The 16,030-nt window shown below is 40.9% G+C and carries 15 protein-coding genes and 1 pseudogene; 10 read left to right on the plus strand and 6 right to left on the minus strand.

From position 1 onward, the window contains the following. Positions 1-3 precede the first annotated feature (3 nt). A complete protein-coding gene (locus SLH46_RS14790; RefSeq protein WP_320281984.1) occupies positions 4-276 on the plus strand; it encodes an acylphosphatase in 273 nt (90 codons plus the stop codon). Between the two features lie 44 nt (positions 277-320). Further along, positions 321-1,763, plus strand: coding sequence for a pyridoxal-dependent decarboxylase (locus SLH46_RS14795; protein WP_320281985.1), 1,443 nt, complete (start codon positions 321-323; stop codon positions 1,761-1,763). Positions 1,764-1,784: 21 nt separating this feature from the next. Here SLH46_RS14795 and nth read toward each other — a convergent pair whose 3' ends face one another. Then, complete coding sequence (gene nth, locus SLH46_RS14800) at positions 1,785-2,429, minus strand: endonuclease III (RefSeq protein ID WP_320281986.1); 645 nt, start codon at positions 2,427-2,429, stop codon at positions 1,785-1,787. 290 nt (positions 2,430-2,719) lie between these two features. Between nth and SLH46_RS14805 the strand changes: the two genes are divergently transcribed. From SLH46_RS14805 to SLH46_RS14815, 3 genes and pseudogenes are all read left to right on the plus strand, one after another. Then, a complete protein-coding gene (locus SLH46_RS14805) occupies positions 2,720-3,028 on the plus strand; it encodes a hypothetical protein (RefSeq protein ID WP_320281987.1) in 309 nt (102 codons plus the stop codon). A 12-nt stretch (positions 3,029-3,040) separates the two neighbouring features. Then, positions 3,041-3,985, plus strand: a pseudogene (locus SLH46_RS14810) (serine hydrolase domain-containing protein); the annotation flags it as partial. 3 nt (positions 3,986-3,988) lie between these two features. Beyond that, a complete protein-coding gene (locus SLH46_RS14815) occupies positions 3,989-5,875 on the plus strand; it encodes an ABC-F family ATP-binding cassette domain-containing protein (protein WP_320281988.1) in 1,887 nt (628 codons plus the stop codon). 11 nt (positions 5,876-5,886) lie between these two features. Here the strand turns inward: SLH46_RS14815 and SLH46_RS14820 are convergent, their stop codons facing one another. From SLH46_RS14820 to ffh, 3 genes are all read right to left on the minus strand, one after another. Beyond that, positions 5,887-6,276: a DUF3276 family protein gene (locus SLH46_RS14820; protein WP_320281989.1), complete on the minus strand. Its 390-nt coding sequence runs from the start codon at positions 6,274-6,276 to the stop codon at positions 5,887-5,889. Positions 6,277-6,488: 212 nt separating this feature from the next. Beyond that, positions 6,489-7,364 (minus strand): bifunctional methylenetetrahydrofolate dehydrogenase/methenyltetrahydrofolate cyclohydrolase FolD, encoded by an 876-nt coding sequence (gene folD, locus SLH46_RS14825; RefSeq protein WP_038554468.1) that lies wholly within the window; start codon positions 7,362-7,364, stop codon positions 6,489-6,491. Positions 7,365-7,414: 50 nt separating this feature from the next. After that, a complete protein-coding gene (gene ffh, locus SLH46_RS14830; RefSeq protein ID WP_320281990.1) occupies positions 7,415-8,755 on the minus strand; it encodes a signal recognition particle protein in 1,341 nt (446 codons plus the stop codon). 228 nt (positions 8,756-8,983) lie between these two features. Between ffh and SLH46_RS14835 the strand changes: the two genes are divergently transcribed. From SLH46_RS14835 to SLH46_RS14850, 4 genes are all read left to right on the plus strand, one after another. Further along, on the plus strand, positions 8,984-9,664 hold the full coding sequence (locus tag SLH46_RS14835; RefSeq protein WP_320281991.1) for a hypothetical protein: 681 nt from the start codon (positions 8,984-8,986) through the stop codon (positions 9,662-9,664). Between the two features lie 192 nt (positions 9,665-9,856). Then, positions 9,857-10,447 (plus strand): hypothetical protein, encoded by a 591-nt coding sequence (locus SLH46_RS14840; protein ID WP_320281992.1) that lies wholly within the window; start codon positions 9,857-9,859, stop codon positions 10,445-10,447. Between the two features lie 121 nt (positions 10,448-10,568). After that, positions 10,569-12,704, plus strand: a complete 2,136-nt coding sequence (locus tag SLH46_RS14845; RefSeq protein ID WP_320281993.1) for a Tex family protein — start codon at positions 10,569-10,571, stop codon at positions 12,702-12,704. A gap of 3 nt (positions 12,705-12,707) precedes the next feature. Beyond that, positions 12,708-13,412: a M15 family metallopeptidase gene (locus SLH46_RS14850; protein WP_320281994.1), complete on the plus strand. Its 705-nt coding sequence runs from the start codon at positions 12,708-12,710 to the stop codon at positions 13,410-13,412. On the opposite strand, the gene SLH46_RS14855 is transcribed toward SLH46_RS14850, so the two are convergent. Next, positions 13,402-13,623, minus strand: coding sequence for a PspC domain-containing protein (locus SLH46_RS14855; protein ID WP_320281995.1), 222 nt, complete (start codon positions 13,621-13,623; stop codon positions 13,402-13,404). The two genes, SLH46_RS14850 and SLH46_RS14855, sit on opposite strands and share 11 nt — an antisense overlap. A gap of 64 nt (positions 13,624-13,687) precedes the next feature. Then, complete coding sequence (locus SLH46_RS14860; protein WP_320281996.1) at positions 13,688-13,939, minus strand: hypothetical protein; 252 nt, start codon at positions 13,937-13,939, stop codon at positions 13,688-13,690. Positions 13,940-14,275: 336 nt separating this feature from the next. Here SLH46_RS14860 and SLH46_RS14865 point away from each other — a divergent pair, with 336 nt between their 5' ends. After that, positions 14,276-16,006 (plus strand): alanine/glycine:cation symporter family protein, encoded by a 1,731-nt coding sequence (locus tag SLH46_RS14865; protein WP_320281997.1) that lies wholly within the window; start codon positions 14,276-14,278, stop codon positions 16,004-16,006. The last annotated feature ends 24 nt before the right edge of the window (positions 16,007-16,030 follow it).

Below are 16,030 nucleotides of genomic sequence, written 5' to 3' on the forward strand. Positions count from 1 at the left end.
AATATGATTCAATACGAAATACGGGTTACCGGCCGAGTTCAGGGAGTGGGTTTTCGATACTATGTGCAACAACAGGCCAAATTATTAAATGTTACCGGTTGGGTGCGAAATACCGTGGATGGAGGTGTAATGGTTTTGGCACAAGGTCCGGAACCTGCAGTAAAAACACTGATAGATTACCTTTGGATCGGTCCTCCCCTCTCCCTGGTAAAAAGTGTTCATCCTGCCCAACTTCAGGTAATAGAAACGTACACCGACTTTGAAGTCAGGTATTAACGTTTATCCTTACTGCTTAATTTGAAAAACTAAACCACACAAAATTGGAAAAGCATAACTATCATATGAGCCCGGAACAGTTCCGGAAAGAAGGCAAAAAAATAATCGACTGGATTGCTGATTATTACGAACAGATCGAAGATTATCCGGTCCTGTCGCAGGTAAAACCAGGTGACATTCTCAACTCTTTACCGGATGCAGCACCTCAACAAGGCGAAAGCATCGACGATATGATCAAAGATCTGGACGAAAAAATTATGCCGGGAATTACGCACTGGCAGTCGCCCAACTTTTTCGCCTATTTTAATGCCAACACTTCTTTTCCTTCAATTTTAGGAGACCTCGTTTCCTCAGGGCTTGGTGTGCAGGGAATGTTATGGGCAACCAGCCCAGCGGCAACCGAAGTTGAAACAAGAGTACTCGACTGGCTGGCCGGCATGATGGATATGCCCGAACAATTCCGTTCAACCTCATCCGGAGGTGGTGTTATTCAGGATACCGCATCAACAGCAGCTTTAACAGCAATTATTGCTGCACGCGAACGAATTACCGGGTTTAAAACAAACGAAGAAGGACTGGATAAAAAACTGGTAGCTTATGTTTCGTCGCAAACCCACTCATCCGTTGAAAAAGGGATAAAAATTGCCGGTATCGGCCGAACGAATTTGCGATTGATCGACGTTGACAAAAATAGCTCGATGCGGGCTGACCTACTCGAACAACAAATACAACAAGACCGCGCCAACGGATTAATCCCTTTTTTTGTTTGCGGAACCATTGGTACAACCTCATCAACCGCAATCGATCCCCTCTCGGAAATTGGCAGAATTTGTAAACAGGAAAAATGTTGGTTTCATATTGATGCGGCGTCGCTGGGAACTGCCATGCTTTGTCCGGAATTCAGACATTTGGCCGCTGGTGTTGAACTGGCCGATAGTTACAGTTTTAATCCGCACAAATGGATGTTCACCAATTTTGACTGTAATGTATTTTGGGTGGCCAACCGAAAAGAACTTATCAATACCTTCTCCATTCTGCCGGAATATTTGCGCAACAAAGCCACCGAATCGGGAGAAGTATTTGATTATCGTGACTGGCATATTCAATTGGGTAGACGTTTCCGGGCGTTAAAACTTTGGTTTGTAATTCGTCATTATGGTGTAGAAGGACTTCAGTTTCTTATTCGGCAACATGTGCGACTGGCCCAGGAATTTGAAAAATGGGTAAAGGATTCAGAAAACTTTGAAGTAGTGTTTCCGACAACAATGAACCTGGTTTGCTTCCGCCATAAATCCGATGACGATTTTAACATGAAACTGATGAATACCATCAACGAAGCCGGCAAAATATTTTTTACCCACACAAAATTAAACGGGCAGGTTGTACTTCGAATGAATATCGGGCAAACACATATTGAAGAAAAGCACGTTAAAAATGCCTGGGAAATAATTCAGCAAACTGCTAAAGACTTACAATCAGCGAAATAAATTTTTAAGGAAGTATAAAAATTACTTTTTTACTTCCTTTTTATAAAACTTACAGACCTCAGTTAATCCACATTTTTCGCATTTTGGTTTGCGCGCCAGGCAAGTGTAACGTCCGTGTAAAATGAGCCAGTGATGTGCTTTTGGTACCAATTCTTCCGGAATATATTTCATTAACTGCTGCTCGGTTGCCAACGGAGTTTTTGCATTTGTACTTAAACCAATTCGAGCTGCAACTCTAAAAACATGCGTATCAACAGCCAGTGCCGGTTTATTGTACACCACCGAAGCAATAACATTTGCTGTTTTTCGTCCAACGCCGGGGAGTTTTTGCAGGTCATCAACATCACTTGGCACTTCTCCGTCAAAAAGTTCAATAAGCTTTTGTGCCATTCCAACCAGGTGTTTGGCCTTATTATTCGGATACGAGCAACTTCTGATGTAATCAAAAACTTCTGCCGGTTCCACCTCTGCCATTTTGTAAGGTGTCGGAAAACGTTTCAGCAATTCCGGGGTAATTTGATTCACCCGTTTGTCGGTGCATTGAGCCGACAAAACAACAGCGACTATTAACTCAAACGGATTTCCATAATCGAGTTCTGTTTCCGCAATGGGCATCGTTTTTTCGAAATAGTCAATTATGTAATCGAAGAGTTCTTTCTTTCTCATAATTCAATTTTTTTCAAAAATAAAAGATTTTTTTGTCGGTTAGTGTAACAAAACGGAGAATGTTCAGTCCTATTAGTACAACTACTTAATCACCGTTTCTCCCCTTTTAAGAAATGGTTTTAAGTAATATTTAAACAGCAAAATAAAAAGCCGGCTCCCACCGGCTTTTTTCTTTTTTGAATGTTATTAAAAGTAAATGGTGAATAAAAAATACCCCGAAATTCAGAGTTCATCTAAAAATCAAGCAGATAAATTCTATTTTTGTTTGAAATTGTGAAGGAGATTAAGTTTTGAAGAGAAGAATTTATTTTGTCGTTGTGGTAATTGGGTTGGCGATTCTGGCTTTAAAATTACAGTCGTTCGTTAGATCGGGAGCACCGGAAATACAAGAACCCAAAGAAATTGCTGTTGCTGAACCGGAGTATAATCCGGCAGTTGAAATTGAAAACACACTTACCCAGTTCGACAGTCTGCTTGAACAAAATTTAAAAGAATCAGGCACAGTTGGTGCGGCGGCAGTTATTACCTACAAAGGAAAAATTGCGTTGGTAAAATGTTACGGTGTCCGAAAAGCCGGAGAAAAAAATCCGGTGGATTAGAATACTGTTTTCCGACTGGCTTCTGTTTCAAAATCGGTAACCGGTGTACTTGCTGGTATTCTCGACGAAGAAAACATTGTAAAACTGGATGACCGTATTGTTGACTACCTGCCTGATTTCAAACTAAAAAACTCAGAATACACCAATCAACTTACCGTACGTCATTTATTGAGTCACACCTCCGGGTTGATTCCACACGCTTACGACCTGATGGTTGAAGACAAAGTGCCGTTGGAAAAAATCATCGAACGGTTGGATCAGGTGGATTTAACTGCAGCTCCCGGCCAACTTTACGGTTACCAAAATGTGGTTTACAGCATTTACGATCCTGTTACATCGGCAAAAACACAAAAGTCGTTTGAATCAGTGATGAAGGAGAAACTCTTTCAACCCTTCGGGATGGCTGATGCATCTGTAAATTTTGAAGATTTTAAGAACAACGATAACAAAGCATATCCGCATTACAACCGTGGCCACAACCGCTACAGCCCAATGCGTTTGAACGATCGCTATTACTCAACCGCACCGGCTGCCGGAGTAAATGCCAGTATTTCAGACCTTGGAAATTTCTTGTGTGCCATCACCGACGATGAATCTGAAGTTTTTGATTATAAAGCGCGTCAAACGGTATTTACACCTCAGGTAAATTCTCCGCTAAAACGGACTTATTTCAGAAGCTGGGGACGTGATGTAAAAGCTAAACGTTATTCAATTGGCTGGAGAATTGTTGATTATAAAGGTCGCGAAGTTGCTTATCACGGAGGTTATGTTTTGGGCTATAAAGCAGAAATTGCATTGTGCGACCAGGAGGATATTGGCATTGCCATACTTAGCAACTCTCCGAATAGTGCAACGGCTAAAAACATCCCGGCATTTCTGAACATGTTGTTTGATTATAAAGACAAATTAGCCCTTGAAGAAAAAGAGAACGAAGATTCTCCTGTAAACAAATCGTAAATCATGAAACCATACTTACAAGCAGAAAACCTCTCGAAACGATGGGGAGAGTTAATGCTATTCGAAGATATTTCCTTTACAGTATTTGAAGGTTCAAAAGTTGCCCTGATTGCTAAAAACGGAACAGGAAAATCAACATTGCTAAATCTTTTGGCCGGTAACGACACGCCTGATGAAGGTGTAATTACACTTACCAACGATGTAAAAGTTGGGTATTTTGAGCAGATTCCGAATCTGAATCCCAACAACACCGTTATTGAAGAGATTTTTGAAAGCGACAATGAAAAAATAAAAACGGTTAAAGCTTTTGAGTTGGCCGTAGCTCACAACAGGCAAGACGAAATTGCAGCTATTTCTGCAAAAATGGACGAGCTAAATGCCTGGGCAATCGAAGTGGAGATTAAACAGATTCTTACTGAGCTAAAAATTAATTTTCTGGAGCAAAAAGTTGCCGAACTTTCAGGTGGACAGCAAAAACGATTGGCACTGGCAAAAGTGCTGATCAACCAGCCCGATTTAGTTATTCTTGACGAGCCTACTAACCACCTCGATCTGGAAATGATTGAATGGCTGGAAGCCTACCTTGAAAAAACGAAATCTACCTTGTTGATGGTAACGCACGACCGCTATTTCCTTGATCGTGTTTGTAACGAGATCATCGAAATGGAAGACAACCAGATTTACCGTTACCAGGGAAACTACTCGTATTTTTTGGAAAAACGCGACGAACGTATTGCCATGCAACAGGCCAGCATAACCAAAGCAAAAAACCTGATGCGCACAGAAATTGAGTGGATGCGCCGGATGCCAAAAGCACGGAGCCACAAGGCAAAATACCGTGTCGATGCGTTTCAGGACCTGAAAGACAAAGCCTCGCAAAATATTCACGAAGACAAAGTGGAAATGAACGTTAAATCGGCTCGGCTTGGTAAAAAGATTGTCGAGTTGGAGCATGTTTCCAAATCTTTCCCCGGCGTAAAACTGATCGAAGATTTTTCGTATAAGTTTCAACGATTCGAGAAAGTGGGAATTGTGGGTAAAAACGGAACCGGGAAATCGACGTTTCTAAACCTGTTGACCCAAACACTTACACCTGATTCCGGAGCGGTTGATATTGGACAGACCATTAAATTCGGGTACTATCGCCAGGAAGGAATAGCTTTCGATCCGCAGGACAAAGTAATTGAAGCGGTGCAGAAAATAGCCGAGTTCATACACTTTGAAGATGGCTCGAAAATGAGTGCCACACAAATGTTGACACGTTTTCTATTCCCGCCCGAAACGCAATACAATTATATTGAAAAGCTGAGTGGTGGCGAGCAGCGCAGGTTGTACCTTTGTACGGTGCTAATGCAAAATCCGAATTTCCTGATCCTCGATGAGCCAACCAACGACCTGGATATTATGACACTCAATGTGCTGGAAGATTATCTTCAGTCGTTTGCAGGTTGTGTGGTAGTGGTTTCGCACGACCGCTTTTTTATGGATAAAATTGTGGATCACCTCTTTGTTTTTGAAGGTGAAGGAAAGATCACTGATTTCCCCGGGAATTATACGATTTACCGCAATAAAGTTGAAGAGGACGAACAGCAAAAGGCAAAAGCGGAAGCTAAAATTAAAGCGGAAGTTAAAGCACAAACTGAAGCTGCAGCAAAACCGGTACAAACTCAGACAAAGAAGAAATTATCTTTTAATGAGAAACGCGAGTTCGAGCAACTGGAAAAGGATATTCCAGAGCTGGAAGAACAAATAACAGAATTGGAAGAGTTGCTCAATTCCGGGAATCTCAATCACGACGAATTGTACGAAAAATCGTTGCAACTCGACGACATGAAATCGCAACTCGACGAAAAAGAGTTACGTTGGTTGGAATTAAGTGAGTTGGGGTAAAAAGTTACTGATTAAATATCCTCGAACTCTACACTGGTGTAGTCTTTTACAGGAGCTTCTTCTTCAACAACTTCTTCGGTCTCAGTTTGTACTTCTGCTTCCTCCCGCACCTCTTCAGGTTGTTTATCGTGAATAAACTCAACCACTTCCTGCAGACTTTCTATAAACTTGGTGAAGTCTTCCTTGTATAAAAAGATCTTGTGTTTTTCGTAGGAGAATTTACCGTTGTCACCAAAGCGTTTTTTGCTTTCGGTAATGGTTAAATAGTACTCATCATTTCTTGTACTTTTAACATCAAAAAAGTAAGTTCTTTTACCTGCACGGATTACTTTTGAATGAATCTCTTGTTTGAATTTACTGTCTTTAAACTTAGCACCCTCCTTGGTTTCACCACTTTCCATTCTTCAATATTTTGGTTTTTGGACTCAGTTAGATTTCAAAAATAGAAAAATATTTGACAAATTTTCATAATGTGTCACGTAGCAGATTTATTCCGTGGCAAAAAACACTATTTATATTGATTCCAGAATCAAAAATCCATTTCTAACTATTTGGAAAGCAGCCACAAAAAAAGGGGACATGAACATGCCCCCTTTCCTGAAAAATATATGGTTTATTTATAAATTTCTTTTTTCGCCGATAACAAGGTATTCAACAATAACGATGTTCGGGTCATCGGGCCTACTCCCCCCGGTACCGGAGTGATGTACGAACATTTTGGAGCTACTTCGTCGTACAATACATCGCCTTTTAATTTCCAGCCAGATTTTGTTTTGTCCGATTTTACGCGGGTAGTACCCACATCGATTACAACAGCTCCTTCCTTAACCATATCAGCAGTTACAAACTCAGGAACACCCATTGCAACAATTAAAATATCAGCATTGGCACAAACCTCTTTCAGATTGGCAGTGCGGCTGTGTGCAACTGTTACAGTGGCATTAATGGCCTTTTGCGACATCAACACACTCATAGGGCGGCCAACAATGTTACTACGGCCTAAAACCACACAGTTTTTACCACTGGTTTCAATGTTGTAACGTTTTAGCAGTTCAACAATTCCGTATGGAGTTGCCGACACAAACGATGGCAAACCAATTACCATTCGTCCAACATTTATCGGGTGAAATCCATCAACATCCTTTTTAGGGTCGATAGCTTCAATAACTTTTTGTTCCGAAATATGTTTTGGCAGCGGTAACTGAACAATAAAACCGTCCAAATCGTCGTCGTTGTTCAATTCTTCCACCTTGGCAAGCAATTCTTCTTCGGTTACATCATCTTCGTAACGAATCAACGAAGACTTAAAACCAACGGCCTCACAGTCTTTAATCTTGTAGGCAACATAGGTTTCGCTACCGCCATCATGACCAACCAGAATAGCTGCCAAATGAGGTTGTTTGCCTCCGTTGTCGATGATTTGTTTAACCTCTTCTGCTATTTCCTGCTTTATTTCAGCAGCTACTTTTTTTCCGTCGATCAAATTCATAGTATTTCGTATAAATGATTTCTTCTTATCTAAATATTGCGAGGGATTCTCTAGAACTTCCGTCCTTGTCCCTGCATACCCGACATCATACGCTGAACGTTTTTACCCTGCGACACCATACGCATCATTTTACGGGTTTCGCCAAACTGTTTCAGCAAACGGTTTACTTCCTGAACATCGGTTCCCGAACCATTGGCAATACGTTTTCTGCGGCCTCCGTTAATCAACGATGGATTTTCGCGCTCTTCTGGTGTCATCGAGTAAATAATCGCTTCGATGTGTTTAAATGCATCATCGTCGATATCCATTCCCTTCAATGCTTTTCCCATTCCCGGGATCATTCCCATCACATCTTTCAGGTTACCCATCTTTTTAATCTGGTTAATCTGTTTCAGGAAATCGTTAAAGTTGAATGTATTTTTTTGCAGCTTTTTCTGCAGGCGTTTTGCTTCTTCTTCATCAAATTGTTCCTGGGCTTTTTCAACCAGCGAAACAATATCACCCATTCCCAAAATACGGTCGGCCATACGATCGGGGTGAAACACGTCGAGCGCATCAACCTTTTCGCCTGTACCTACGAATTTAATTGGCTTTTCAACTACCGCACGAATCGAAAGTGCAGCACCACCGCGGGTGTCACCATCAAGTTTGGTAAGAACAACACCATCAAAATCAAGTCGGTCGTTAAATTCTTTAGCCGTATTTACCGCATCCTGACCTGTCATTGAGTCAACTACAAAAAGAATTTCATCCGGATCGATGGCTTTTTTAATGGCAGCAATTTCGTTCATCATCTGCTCATCAACTGCCAAACGACCGGCGGTATCCACGATAACCACATCGTTACCGTTGGCTTTTGCTTGTTTGATAGCTGCCTGGGCAATTTTTACAGGATCCATGTTACCTTCTTCGGTGTAAACCGGAACATTAATTTGCTCGCCCAAAACCTTTAGCTGGTCAATCGCAGCCGGACGATAAACGTCTCCTGCAACCAAAAGCGGATGACGGCCTTTTTTGCTTTTCAGCAAGTTTGCCAGTTTTCCGGAGAACGTTGTTTTACCAGAACCCTGCAATCCTGACATTAAAATTACTGCCGGTTTGCTTTTTAGTTCGATATCGGTAAAAGTACCACCCATTAACTGAGCCAGTTCGTCTTTCACGATTTTCACCATCATTTGCCCCGGTTTTACTGCAGAAAGAACATCCTGCCCCAAAGCTTTAACTTTTACGTCGTCGGTGAATTTTTTGGCAATTTTAAAGTTAACGTCGGCATCCAATAACGCACGACGAATATCTTTTAGCGTTTCCGCCACATTGATCTCGGTGATTTTCCCTTGCCCTTTAAGTAGTTTAAAGGACTTATCCAGCCTGTCGCTTAAATTCTCAAACATGCTTTTACTTCTTTTTGAAAATGAGGTGCAAAAATAGCAAAAACAACACAAAAGATGAAAGGAATTTCTGCAAAAAGAAAAAGCCTGAACGATTATTGAAAAACTGTAGAAAACATTATTTGTTTCGTACTGTTTTCATTTTCCATCAGATTATCATAACTTGAAGCAAAACTTCCTGATTTAAATAGCAAATAACAGTTTTGATTAACCATATAGTAAAAACACATTATGAAAAAGATTACAATTTTATCCCTACTGATTTTTATTTCCGGTTTAAGTTTTGCCCAAAGTATCGATAACCAGTTTTATTTTCGGTTTGGTTACTCCAGTCCTTCGTGGAAACATTTCGGATTGGATGAGCAGGAATTTCAATCATCGGGATTTGATTCAAAATACGGAGCCAACTTCGAGTTGGGATCCATCTTTTTGATAAAAAGTATTTTGAACCGAAACGATATGTCTTTTGGAATAAATGCCGATTACCTTTATGCGGTTTTCAATAATTTTGAAGCAAAAACCTATAGCGACATTCTCGAAACAAATATTGGCATTTTCCGTGCCGGCTCAAAAGTTGGTCCATCGTTTACCTACAGCCCGGTTGACAAACTTGAATTTGACGTTTATGCAAAACTTGACTTTGCGTGGGGAACCGGCCTTGTTACCTACTTTGATGATATGATCGATGATGCCGACGAGTTTTTTCTGAGTAAAGCTGATTTTGGATTTTCAACTGGTTTAAACGTCCGCTATGGGATTTTGCTGCTTGGTGTTGAGTTCAATACGATCAGTACGGAGTTGGAAAGCGATGATTACTCCGATGTTTACTGGCAACAACTGGTAACTTTAGAGAACGACTCAAAAAAATCAAAACTTCCGTGTACAAACTTTACAATCGGACTCAGTTTTTAATATTCTTATAGCTATATTTTCAAAAACCACATTGTACATTTTAACAATGTGGTTTCTTTTTTTTACCACAGCTTGTTAACGTTCCAAATTAAAATCCATAAACCATTGTATTTCAATTGCAATAGTCGTAAATTGCATTAAAGACTTTTTAGTCTTTATTTATTTTGCAATCAATAATTCAAAAAAAGCAACATGAAAACAAGGTTAACACTATTAACAATGCTTGTACTATTCGTTGTAGCAACGGTGTATGCAGGCGACACAGAACTTCCTAAAATGAACATCTCTCAAGCGGGAGACGAAATTGCACTACTGGCGTTTAACTCCAGCGTTCCAAAAACATTCGAGGTAACGGTTACCGATGAAAGTAATTCAATCATCTATTTTCATAAAACAGAAAAAAAGAAAGCCGATTTTAAGGAAAACATCGATTTCTCGGCACTTGGCGATGGCACTTATTGTATCTGCATTAACTACGGCAACCAAAGTTTGAATAATAAAATAATGGTTTCGGATCATAAAATTACAACTTCAACCGTTCAACATTTATACGAACCTTACATGAAACTCGATGACGATAATTTGAACGTATCATTTTTAAATACACCCCAAAAACGTGTTTATCTGAATATTTATCAGAACGATGAACACTTGCAGGGATTCAATCTGGGTAAAAAATTAGAGATCCAGAAATGTTTCGACATTTCGAATTTATCCAGCGGTGAATACCAGGTAGTTGTTACCGACGATTTTAAAGATCATATTTTTACGTTACGTAAATAGCGTGAATTTTATTAGTTAGCTGCTAAACCATCCAGTTGCCCCTGGATGGTTTTTTTGTTTTATAATCTTCTTTTGAAATAAAAGTTCCTTGCCTACCTTTGCTGTTTCTAGAAAAAGAAATATGCAAGACAAAATAATAAACCTTATCGCCCAAAACCTTGATTTACGAGTTCACCAGGTTGTTAATACCATTCAGCTTTTTAACGAAGGAGCTACCGTTCCATTTATTTCGCGTTACAGAAAAGAGCGTACGGGAAGTCTCGACGAAGTACAGATTCAGCAAATAAAGGAACAAAATGAAAAGTTTGTTGAGCTGGAAAAACGCAAAGAAACCATCCTGAAAACCATTGATGAACAGGGCCAGTTAACTACTGAACTAAAATCGAGAATTGAAGATTGTTTTGATGCGGTAGAACTGGAAGATATTTATTTACCCTACAAACCAAAACGCCGGACAAAAGCTACCATAGCACGCGAAAAAGGACTTGAACCGCTCGCAAAAATTGTAATGAAACAAATGGAACGCGATCCGGAATACCGGGCCAACCTGTTTATAAACGACGAAGTACCATCGGTTGAGGATGCACTTTCGGGTGCCCGCGATATTATTGCCGAATGGATGAGCGAAAACGAACGTGCCCGAAATATTGTGCGTAAAGGATTCGATCTTGGCGCTTATATTACTTCAAAACTAATTAAAGGAAAAGAGGAAGAAGCTGCCAAGTTTCGTGATTATTTCGACTGGAGCGAAGCGCTGAAAAAATGTCCTTCGCACCGTTTACTTGCCATGCGTCGTGGCGAAAACGAAGGTTTTCTGCGTGTTTCAATTACACCAAACGAAGAACGGGTTTTGGAAAATCTGGAACGTTTTTTTGTAAAAGGCAATAACGACAGCTCGGAGCAGGTTGCACTTGCCGTTAAAGACAGTTTGAAACGCCTCATCCAACCATCGATTGAAACAGAATTTGCCAAATTATCGAAAGAAAAAGCTGATACCGAAGCTATAAATGTTTTTACCGAAAACCTGAAACAGTTGTTACTTGCTCCTCCGTTGGGACAAAAACGAACGTTGGCTATCGATCCGGGTTACCGCACGGGTTGTAAAGTTGTTTGTTTAGACGAGCAGGGAAACCTCTTGCACAACGAAAATATTTACCCGCACAAACCGCAGGAAGAAAAAAAGATGGCGGCTAAAAAAGTAACATCCATGGTAGAAATGTACCAGATTGACGCCATTGCCATCGGTAACGGAACGGCCAGCCGCGAAACCGAAGCTTTTATAAAAAAGCTGCGCTACAATCGCGAAGTTCGTGTTTATGTGGTAAGCGAAGACGGAGCCTCGGTGTATTCCGCCTCATCGGTGGCCCGCCAGGAATTTCCGCAATACGATGTCACCGTGCGTGGAGCCGTTTCTATCGGCCGCCGTTTAATGGATCCACTTGCCGAGTTGGTAAAAATCGATCCTAAAAGTATTGGCGTTGGTCAGTATCAGCACGATGTCGATCAGAAAAACCTTAAAAACAGTCTCGATTCGGTAGTTGAATTAAGCGTGAACGCCGTTGGTGTAAACTTAAATACTGCCAGCAAACATTTGCTTACTTATATTTCAGGGCTTGGACCACAACTGGCCGAAAACATTACCACTTACAGAAAAGAGAACGGTTTGTTCGAATCGCGCGATGCACTAAAAAAAGTGCCTCGAATGGGTCCGAAAGCCTATGAACAGGCTGCAGGATTCCTGCGTATTCCTGATGCAAAAAATCCATTGGACAATTCAGGAGTACACCCCGAATCGTATAAAATTGTTTCAAAAATTGCGAAAGACCTGAACTGTGAGGTAAAAGAGTTAATTAGAAATGAAGAGCTGATTTCTAAAATCGATTTAAAGAATTACGTAACTGCTGAGGTTGGCCTCCCCACCCTAACCGATATAAAAAACGAATTACTAAAACCGGGCCGCGATCCCCGAAAACCAATTAAAGTTTTTGAATTTGCCGATGGTATTTTTAACATCACCGATTTGCAGGTTGGTATGGTACTTCCCGGGATCGTGAATAACATTACCAAATTTGGTGCATTTGTGGATGTGGGCATTAAAGAGTCCGGATTGATCCACGTTTCTGAAATGGCCTATCGTTTTATCTCCGATCCGAACGAAATTGTAAAATTGCATCAGCATATAAAAGTGCGGATAAAAGAAGTTGATATTGCCCGAAAACGTATTCAGTTATCATTAAAAGGAGTTGACCAGGAGTAAATTATGAAAACGATTAAAATATTACCAGTTGTATTGCTTGCAGCGCTGCTGTTTTCGTGCGCTACAAACAGCAAAACCGAACATCGCAACCCGCATAATCTGCCACTAGTAAATTCTGTGGGAGAATACAAAACTCAAGTTGCCGGAAATCCGGAAATGGAACTGATTGACCTTGAAACAGCGATTGAAAATGTAGTGCTGGATATCCGTTACGCAACTAGTGATAATTTCACAAAAGAAGTAATTTACCGATCGCCCAAAGCTTACGCCCGGAAACCAGTGGCTGATGCGTTAAAACTGGTGCAGGATTCATTGGAATCGTTAAATATGGGATTAAAAGTCTACGACGCTTACCGTCCGTATGCTGCCACACTTAAGTTTTACGAAGTTTATCCTGATCCGGATTTTGTAGCCAGCCCGAAAACCGGATCACGGCATAACCGGGGATGTGCTGTCGACGTTTCGCTGGTGAATTTGAATACAAAACAAGAACTTGAAATGCCAACATCTTTTGATGATTTTTCGGAAAAAGCCCATTCAGATTACATGAATCTGCCGGATGCAGCGATACAAAACCGCTCCATCCTGATTGGTGTGATGTCGCATTTTGGGTTTTCAGTGATTAGTTCTGAATGGTGGCATTTTGATTATAACGGTTGGCAAGATTTTCCGCTGATGGACCTGTCTTTTGAAGAGCTTACAAATTAGGATTCGAATTGTACGGATCAAAAGGTTTTTCGGGTGTTACAACCAAAAAAATAACATAAACCAACAACCCCGGAAAACCGGCAGAAAACAGCGATAGCAAAACATAAAGCAGGCGCACCAAAACCACGTCAACCGAAAAATATTCGGCAATACCTGCCAAAACCCCACCCAACACTTTGTTGTGCGAACGATATAAACGATTAGCTGCCATCGCAATTCCTTGTTTATTTCTTAACCCGGAACGATTTTCCGGGCCCTGCTATAAGACGTGATTTTTAGTCCTCGTCTTCTTCCGCCAACAATTCTTCGTTCTCGAATTCTTTCTCCAGAAATTCTTCGGCTGCCTCAACCAACTCCGAAATCAAATTCTCGTCGCCGGGTTCTCCATCTATCCAGTGTATCTCCTGGTTATTCCAGAAATCATCAATGTCAGCTTCAACAATAAAACGCGGTGTTTCGGTGTGCACCACAAAAATAGTATCCGGAGTCTCCATTGAATTGTCGGCCAATAAAAATTTTGGTAGCATGATTAATTGTTTTTAAGTTGCTAATGCGAAATTACGACAAAATCCAATCGAATTCCAGTATTCATAAAAGGATAATCAAAAAGTAATAAACAATGTTACGTTCAGTACGATTCGCCGGACAAACGATCACAAAAGATGACATTTCTCAAGATTTAATAACATTTTAAAAATAAAAACCTGCATTTTTTAACAAATTGAACAGGATTACTATTTTTAGCTCGATTTTTGAAACAAGCATGCGCTAACACTGCCTGTTCCCGGGTAAATATTCAGCCATACAAGTTCATTAATCACCTTTTGAATTAACAATTCAACGAATAAAAAAAACTGCAAATAATGAACAAGCTCAATGAGATTCTTTCAACCATCGACGGCCATATTGGAGGCTCGGAATGGTTCGTATTTTTATTACTCGGAACCGGTATCTTTTTTACCATTTATCTGAAATTTCCACAGTTCCGTTACCTGAAACACTCGCTGCGAATTGTAAGCGGAAAATTTGACAAAGAAGGCGACGAAGGTGATACATCGCACTTTCAGGCTTTAACCACAGCTTTGTCAGGAACTGTTGGTACCGGAAACATTGCCGGTGTGGCTTTGGCCATTCACCTGGGCGGTCCGGCAGCACTTTTCTGGATGCTGGTAACGGCTGCTCTGGGTATGACCACCAAATTTGTGGAAGTTACTCTGTCGCACAAATACCGCGATAAAGCAGCCGACGGATCGATTGCCGGTGGACCGATGTATTTCATGAAAAAACGTTTGAACATTCCTTTAAAAAACAATAAGGTTTTAAAAACCGGAACACTACTCGGAGGTATTTTTGCCGTTGCAACCATCCTCTCATCTTTTGGTACCGGTAACCTGCCACAAATTAACAGTATCTCCAATTCGCTGTTCGAAACATTTGGCATCAACCATATGGTAAGTGGCGGATTTTTAGCGGTGTTACTCGGTTTGGTAATTGTTGGTGGTATTAAACGTATTGCCAATGTTACTTCGAAACTGGTTCCATTAATGGCCATCATTTATTTTATCGGAGCACTGGCCGTTATCACCTACAATTACGACAATATTGTACCATCAATTGTTGCCATTTTCGCTGATGTTTTCAGTGGTTCGGCTGCCGTTGGCGGTTTCCTTGGAGGAAGTATTGCTTTTGCTTTTAACCGCGGTGTTAACCGTGGATTATTCTCGAACGAAGCTGGTCAGGGATCGGCGCCAATTGCCCACGCCGCTGCGCGTGCACACGAGCCGGTTTCGGAAGGACTGGTTGCATTACTTGAACCATTTATCGATACGATTATCATTTGTACACTAACCGGACTGGTACTTTTATCGTCGGGAGTATGGACTGAAAAACACCAAAACCTTTTTCAGAATACCGATATCGTAGTGCTTAATGAAACCTATTCGGAATCAAACGAAAGCGATGTAAACCAATTACATGATTACCTGGTTGGAAATGCTGATTTACCAATGTTTAACGACAATCTGCAGGTACAAAATGGAGAAATTATCAATCAGCCTACCATTTTACATGCCCGTTCAGTAGCCGAAAACATTCGCGTATTTGTGGATAAACAACCTTATTCGGGTGAAATTAAAATCACCGGCGGAAAAATTGACAGAAGTCCAAACAGTCCAAATCCAAAGAATCTGTCGTTAGAAGGAAAATCGTTAATGCACAGTGCACCGCTTACCACCATTGCCTTTACCCGTAGCTGGTTTGGCGATTACGGAAAATACATTGTGTCGATTGGCCTGCTGATGTTTGCCTTTTCAACAGCCATTAGCTGGTCGTACTACGGTGGCCGCGCGGTTACTTACCTGTTTGGCGTAAAAGGTGTTGTTTGGTACCGACTGGTTTATGTTATCGGCTTTTTCCTGGCATCATTTACCGACACTACAATTGTTTGGACACTTTCGGGAATTACCATTGCACTTATGACTATCCCTAACCTCATCGGTCTGCTTTTCCTTTCAAAAGAAATGAAGAGCGAGGTGAAATTGTTCTGGGTGGAATATGGCAAACGCTTCCCGGGCGAGAAAATTCCAAAAGGATAGTTTCTGTAAACCGTCGCAGTCTAC

The sequence above is a fragment of the Draconibacterium sp. IB214405 genome (genome assembly GCF_033963885.1).
Lineage (GTDB): Bacteria > Bacteroidota > Bacteroidia > Bacteroidales > Prolixibacteraceae > Draconibacterium.

Coding starts and splice junctions, on each gene's coding strand:
- SLH46_RS14860 (WP_320281996.1), bottom strand. CDS start 13,939: ATGCTACCAAAATTTTTATTGGCCGACAATTCAATGGAGACTCCGGAT.
- folD (WP_038554468.1), bottom strand. CDS start 7,364: ATGAATTTGATCGACGGAAAAAAAGTAGCTGCTGAAATAAAGCAGGAA.
- ffh (WP_320281990.1), bottom strand. CDS start 8,755: ATGTTTGAGAATTTAAGCGACAGGCTGGATAAGTCCTTTAAACTACTT.
- SLH46_RS14865 (WP_320281997.1), top strand. CDS start 14,276: ATGAACAAGCTCAATGAGATTCTTTCAACCATCGACGGCCATATTGGA.
- SLH46_RS14850 (WP_320281994.1), top strand. CDS start 12,708: ATGAAAACGATTAAAATATTACCAGTTGTATTGCTTGCAGCGCTGCTG.
- SLH46_RS14840 (WP_320281992.1), top strand. CDS start 9,857: ATGAAAACAAGGTTAACACTATTAACAATGCTTGTACTATTCGTTGTA.
- SLH46_RS14845 (WP_320281993.1), top strand. CDS start 10,569: ATGCAAGACAAAATAATAAACCTTATCGCCCAAAACCTTGATTTACGA.
- SLH46_RS14790 (WP_320281984.1), top strand. CDS start 4: ATGATTCAATACGAAATACGGGTTACCGGCCGAGTTCAGGGAGTGGGT.
- SLH46_RS14855 (WP_320281995.1), bottom strand. CDS start 13,623: ATGGCAGCTAATCGTTTATATCGTTCGCACAACAAAGTGTTGGGTGGG.
- SLH46_RS14835 (WP_320281991.1), top strand. CDS start 8,984: ATGAAAAAGATTACAATTTTATCCCTACTGATTTTTATTTCCGGTTTA.
- SLH46_RS14815 (WP_320281988.1), top strand. CDS start 3,989: ATGAAACCATACTTACAAGCAGAAAACCTCTCGAAACGATGGGGAGAG.
- SLH46_RS14820 (WP_320281989.1), bottom strand. CDS start 6,276: ATGGAAAGTGGTGAAACCAAGGAGGGTGCTAAGTTTAAAGACAGTAAA.
- nth (WP_320281986.1), bottom strand. CDS start 2,429: ATGAGAAAGAAAGAACTCTTCGATTACATAATTGACTATTTCGAAAAA.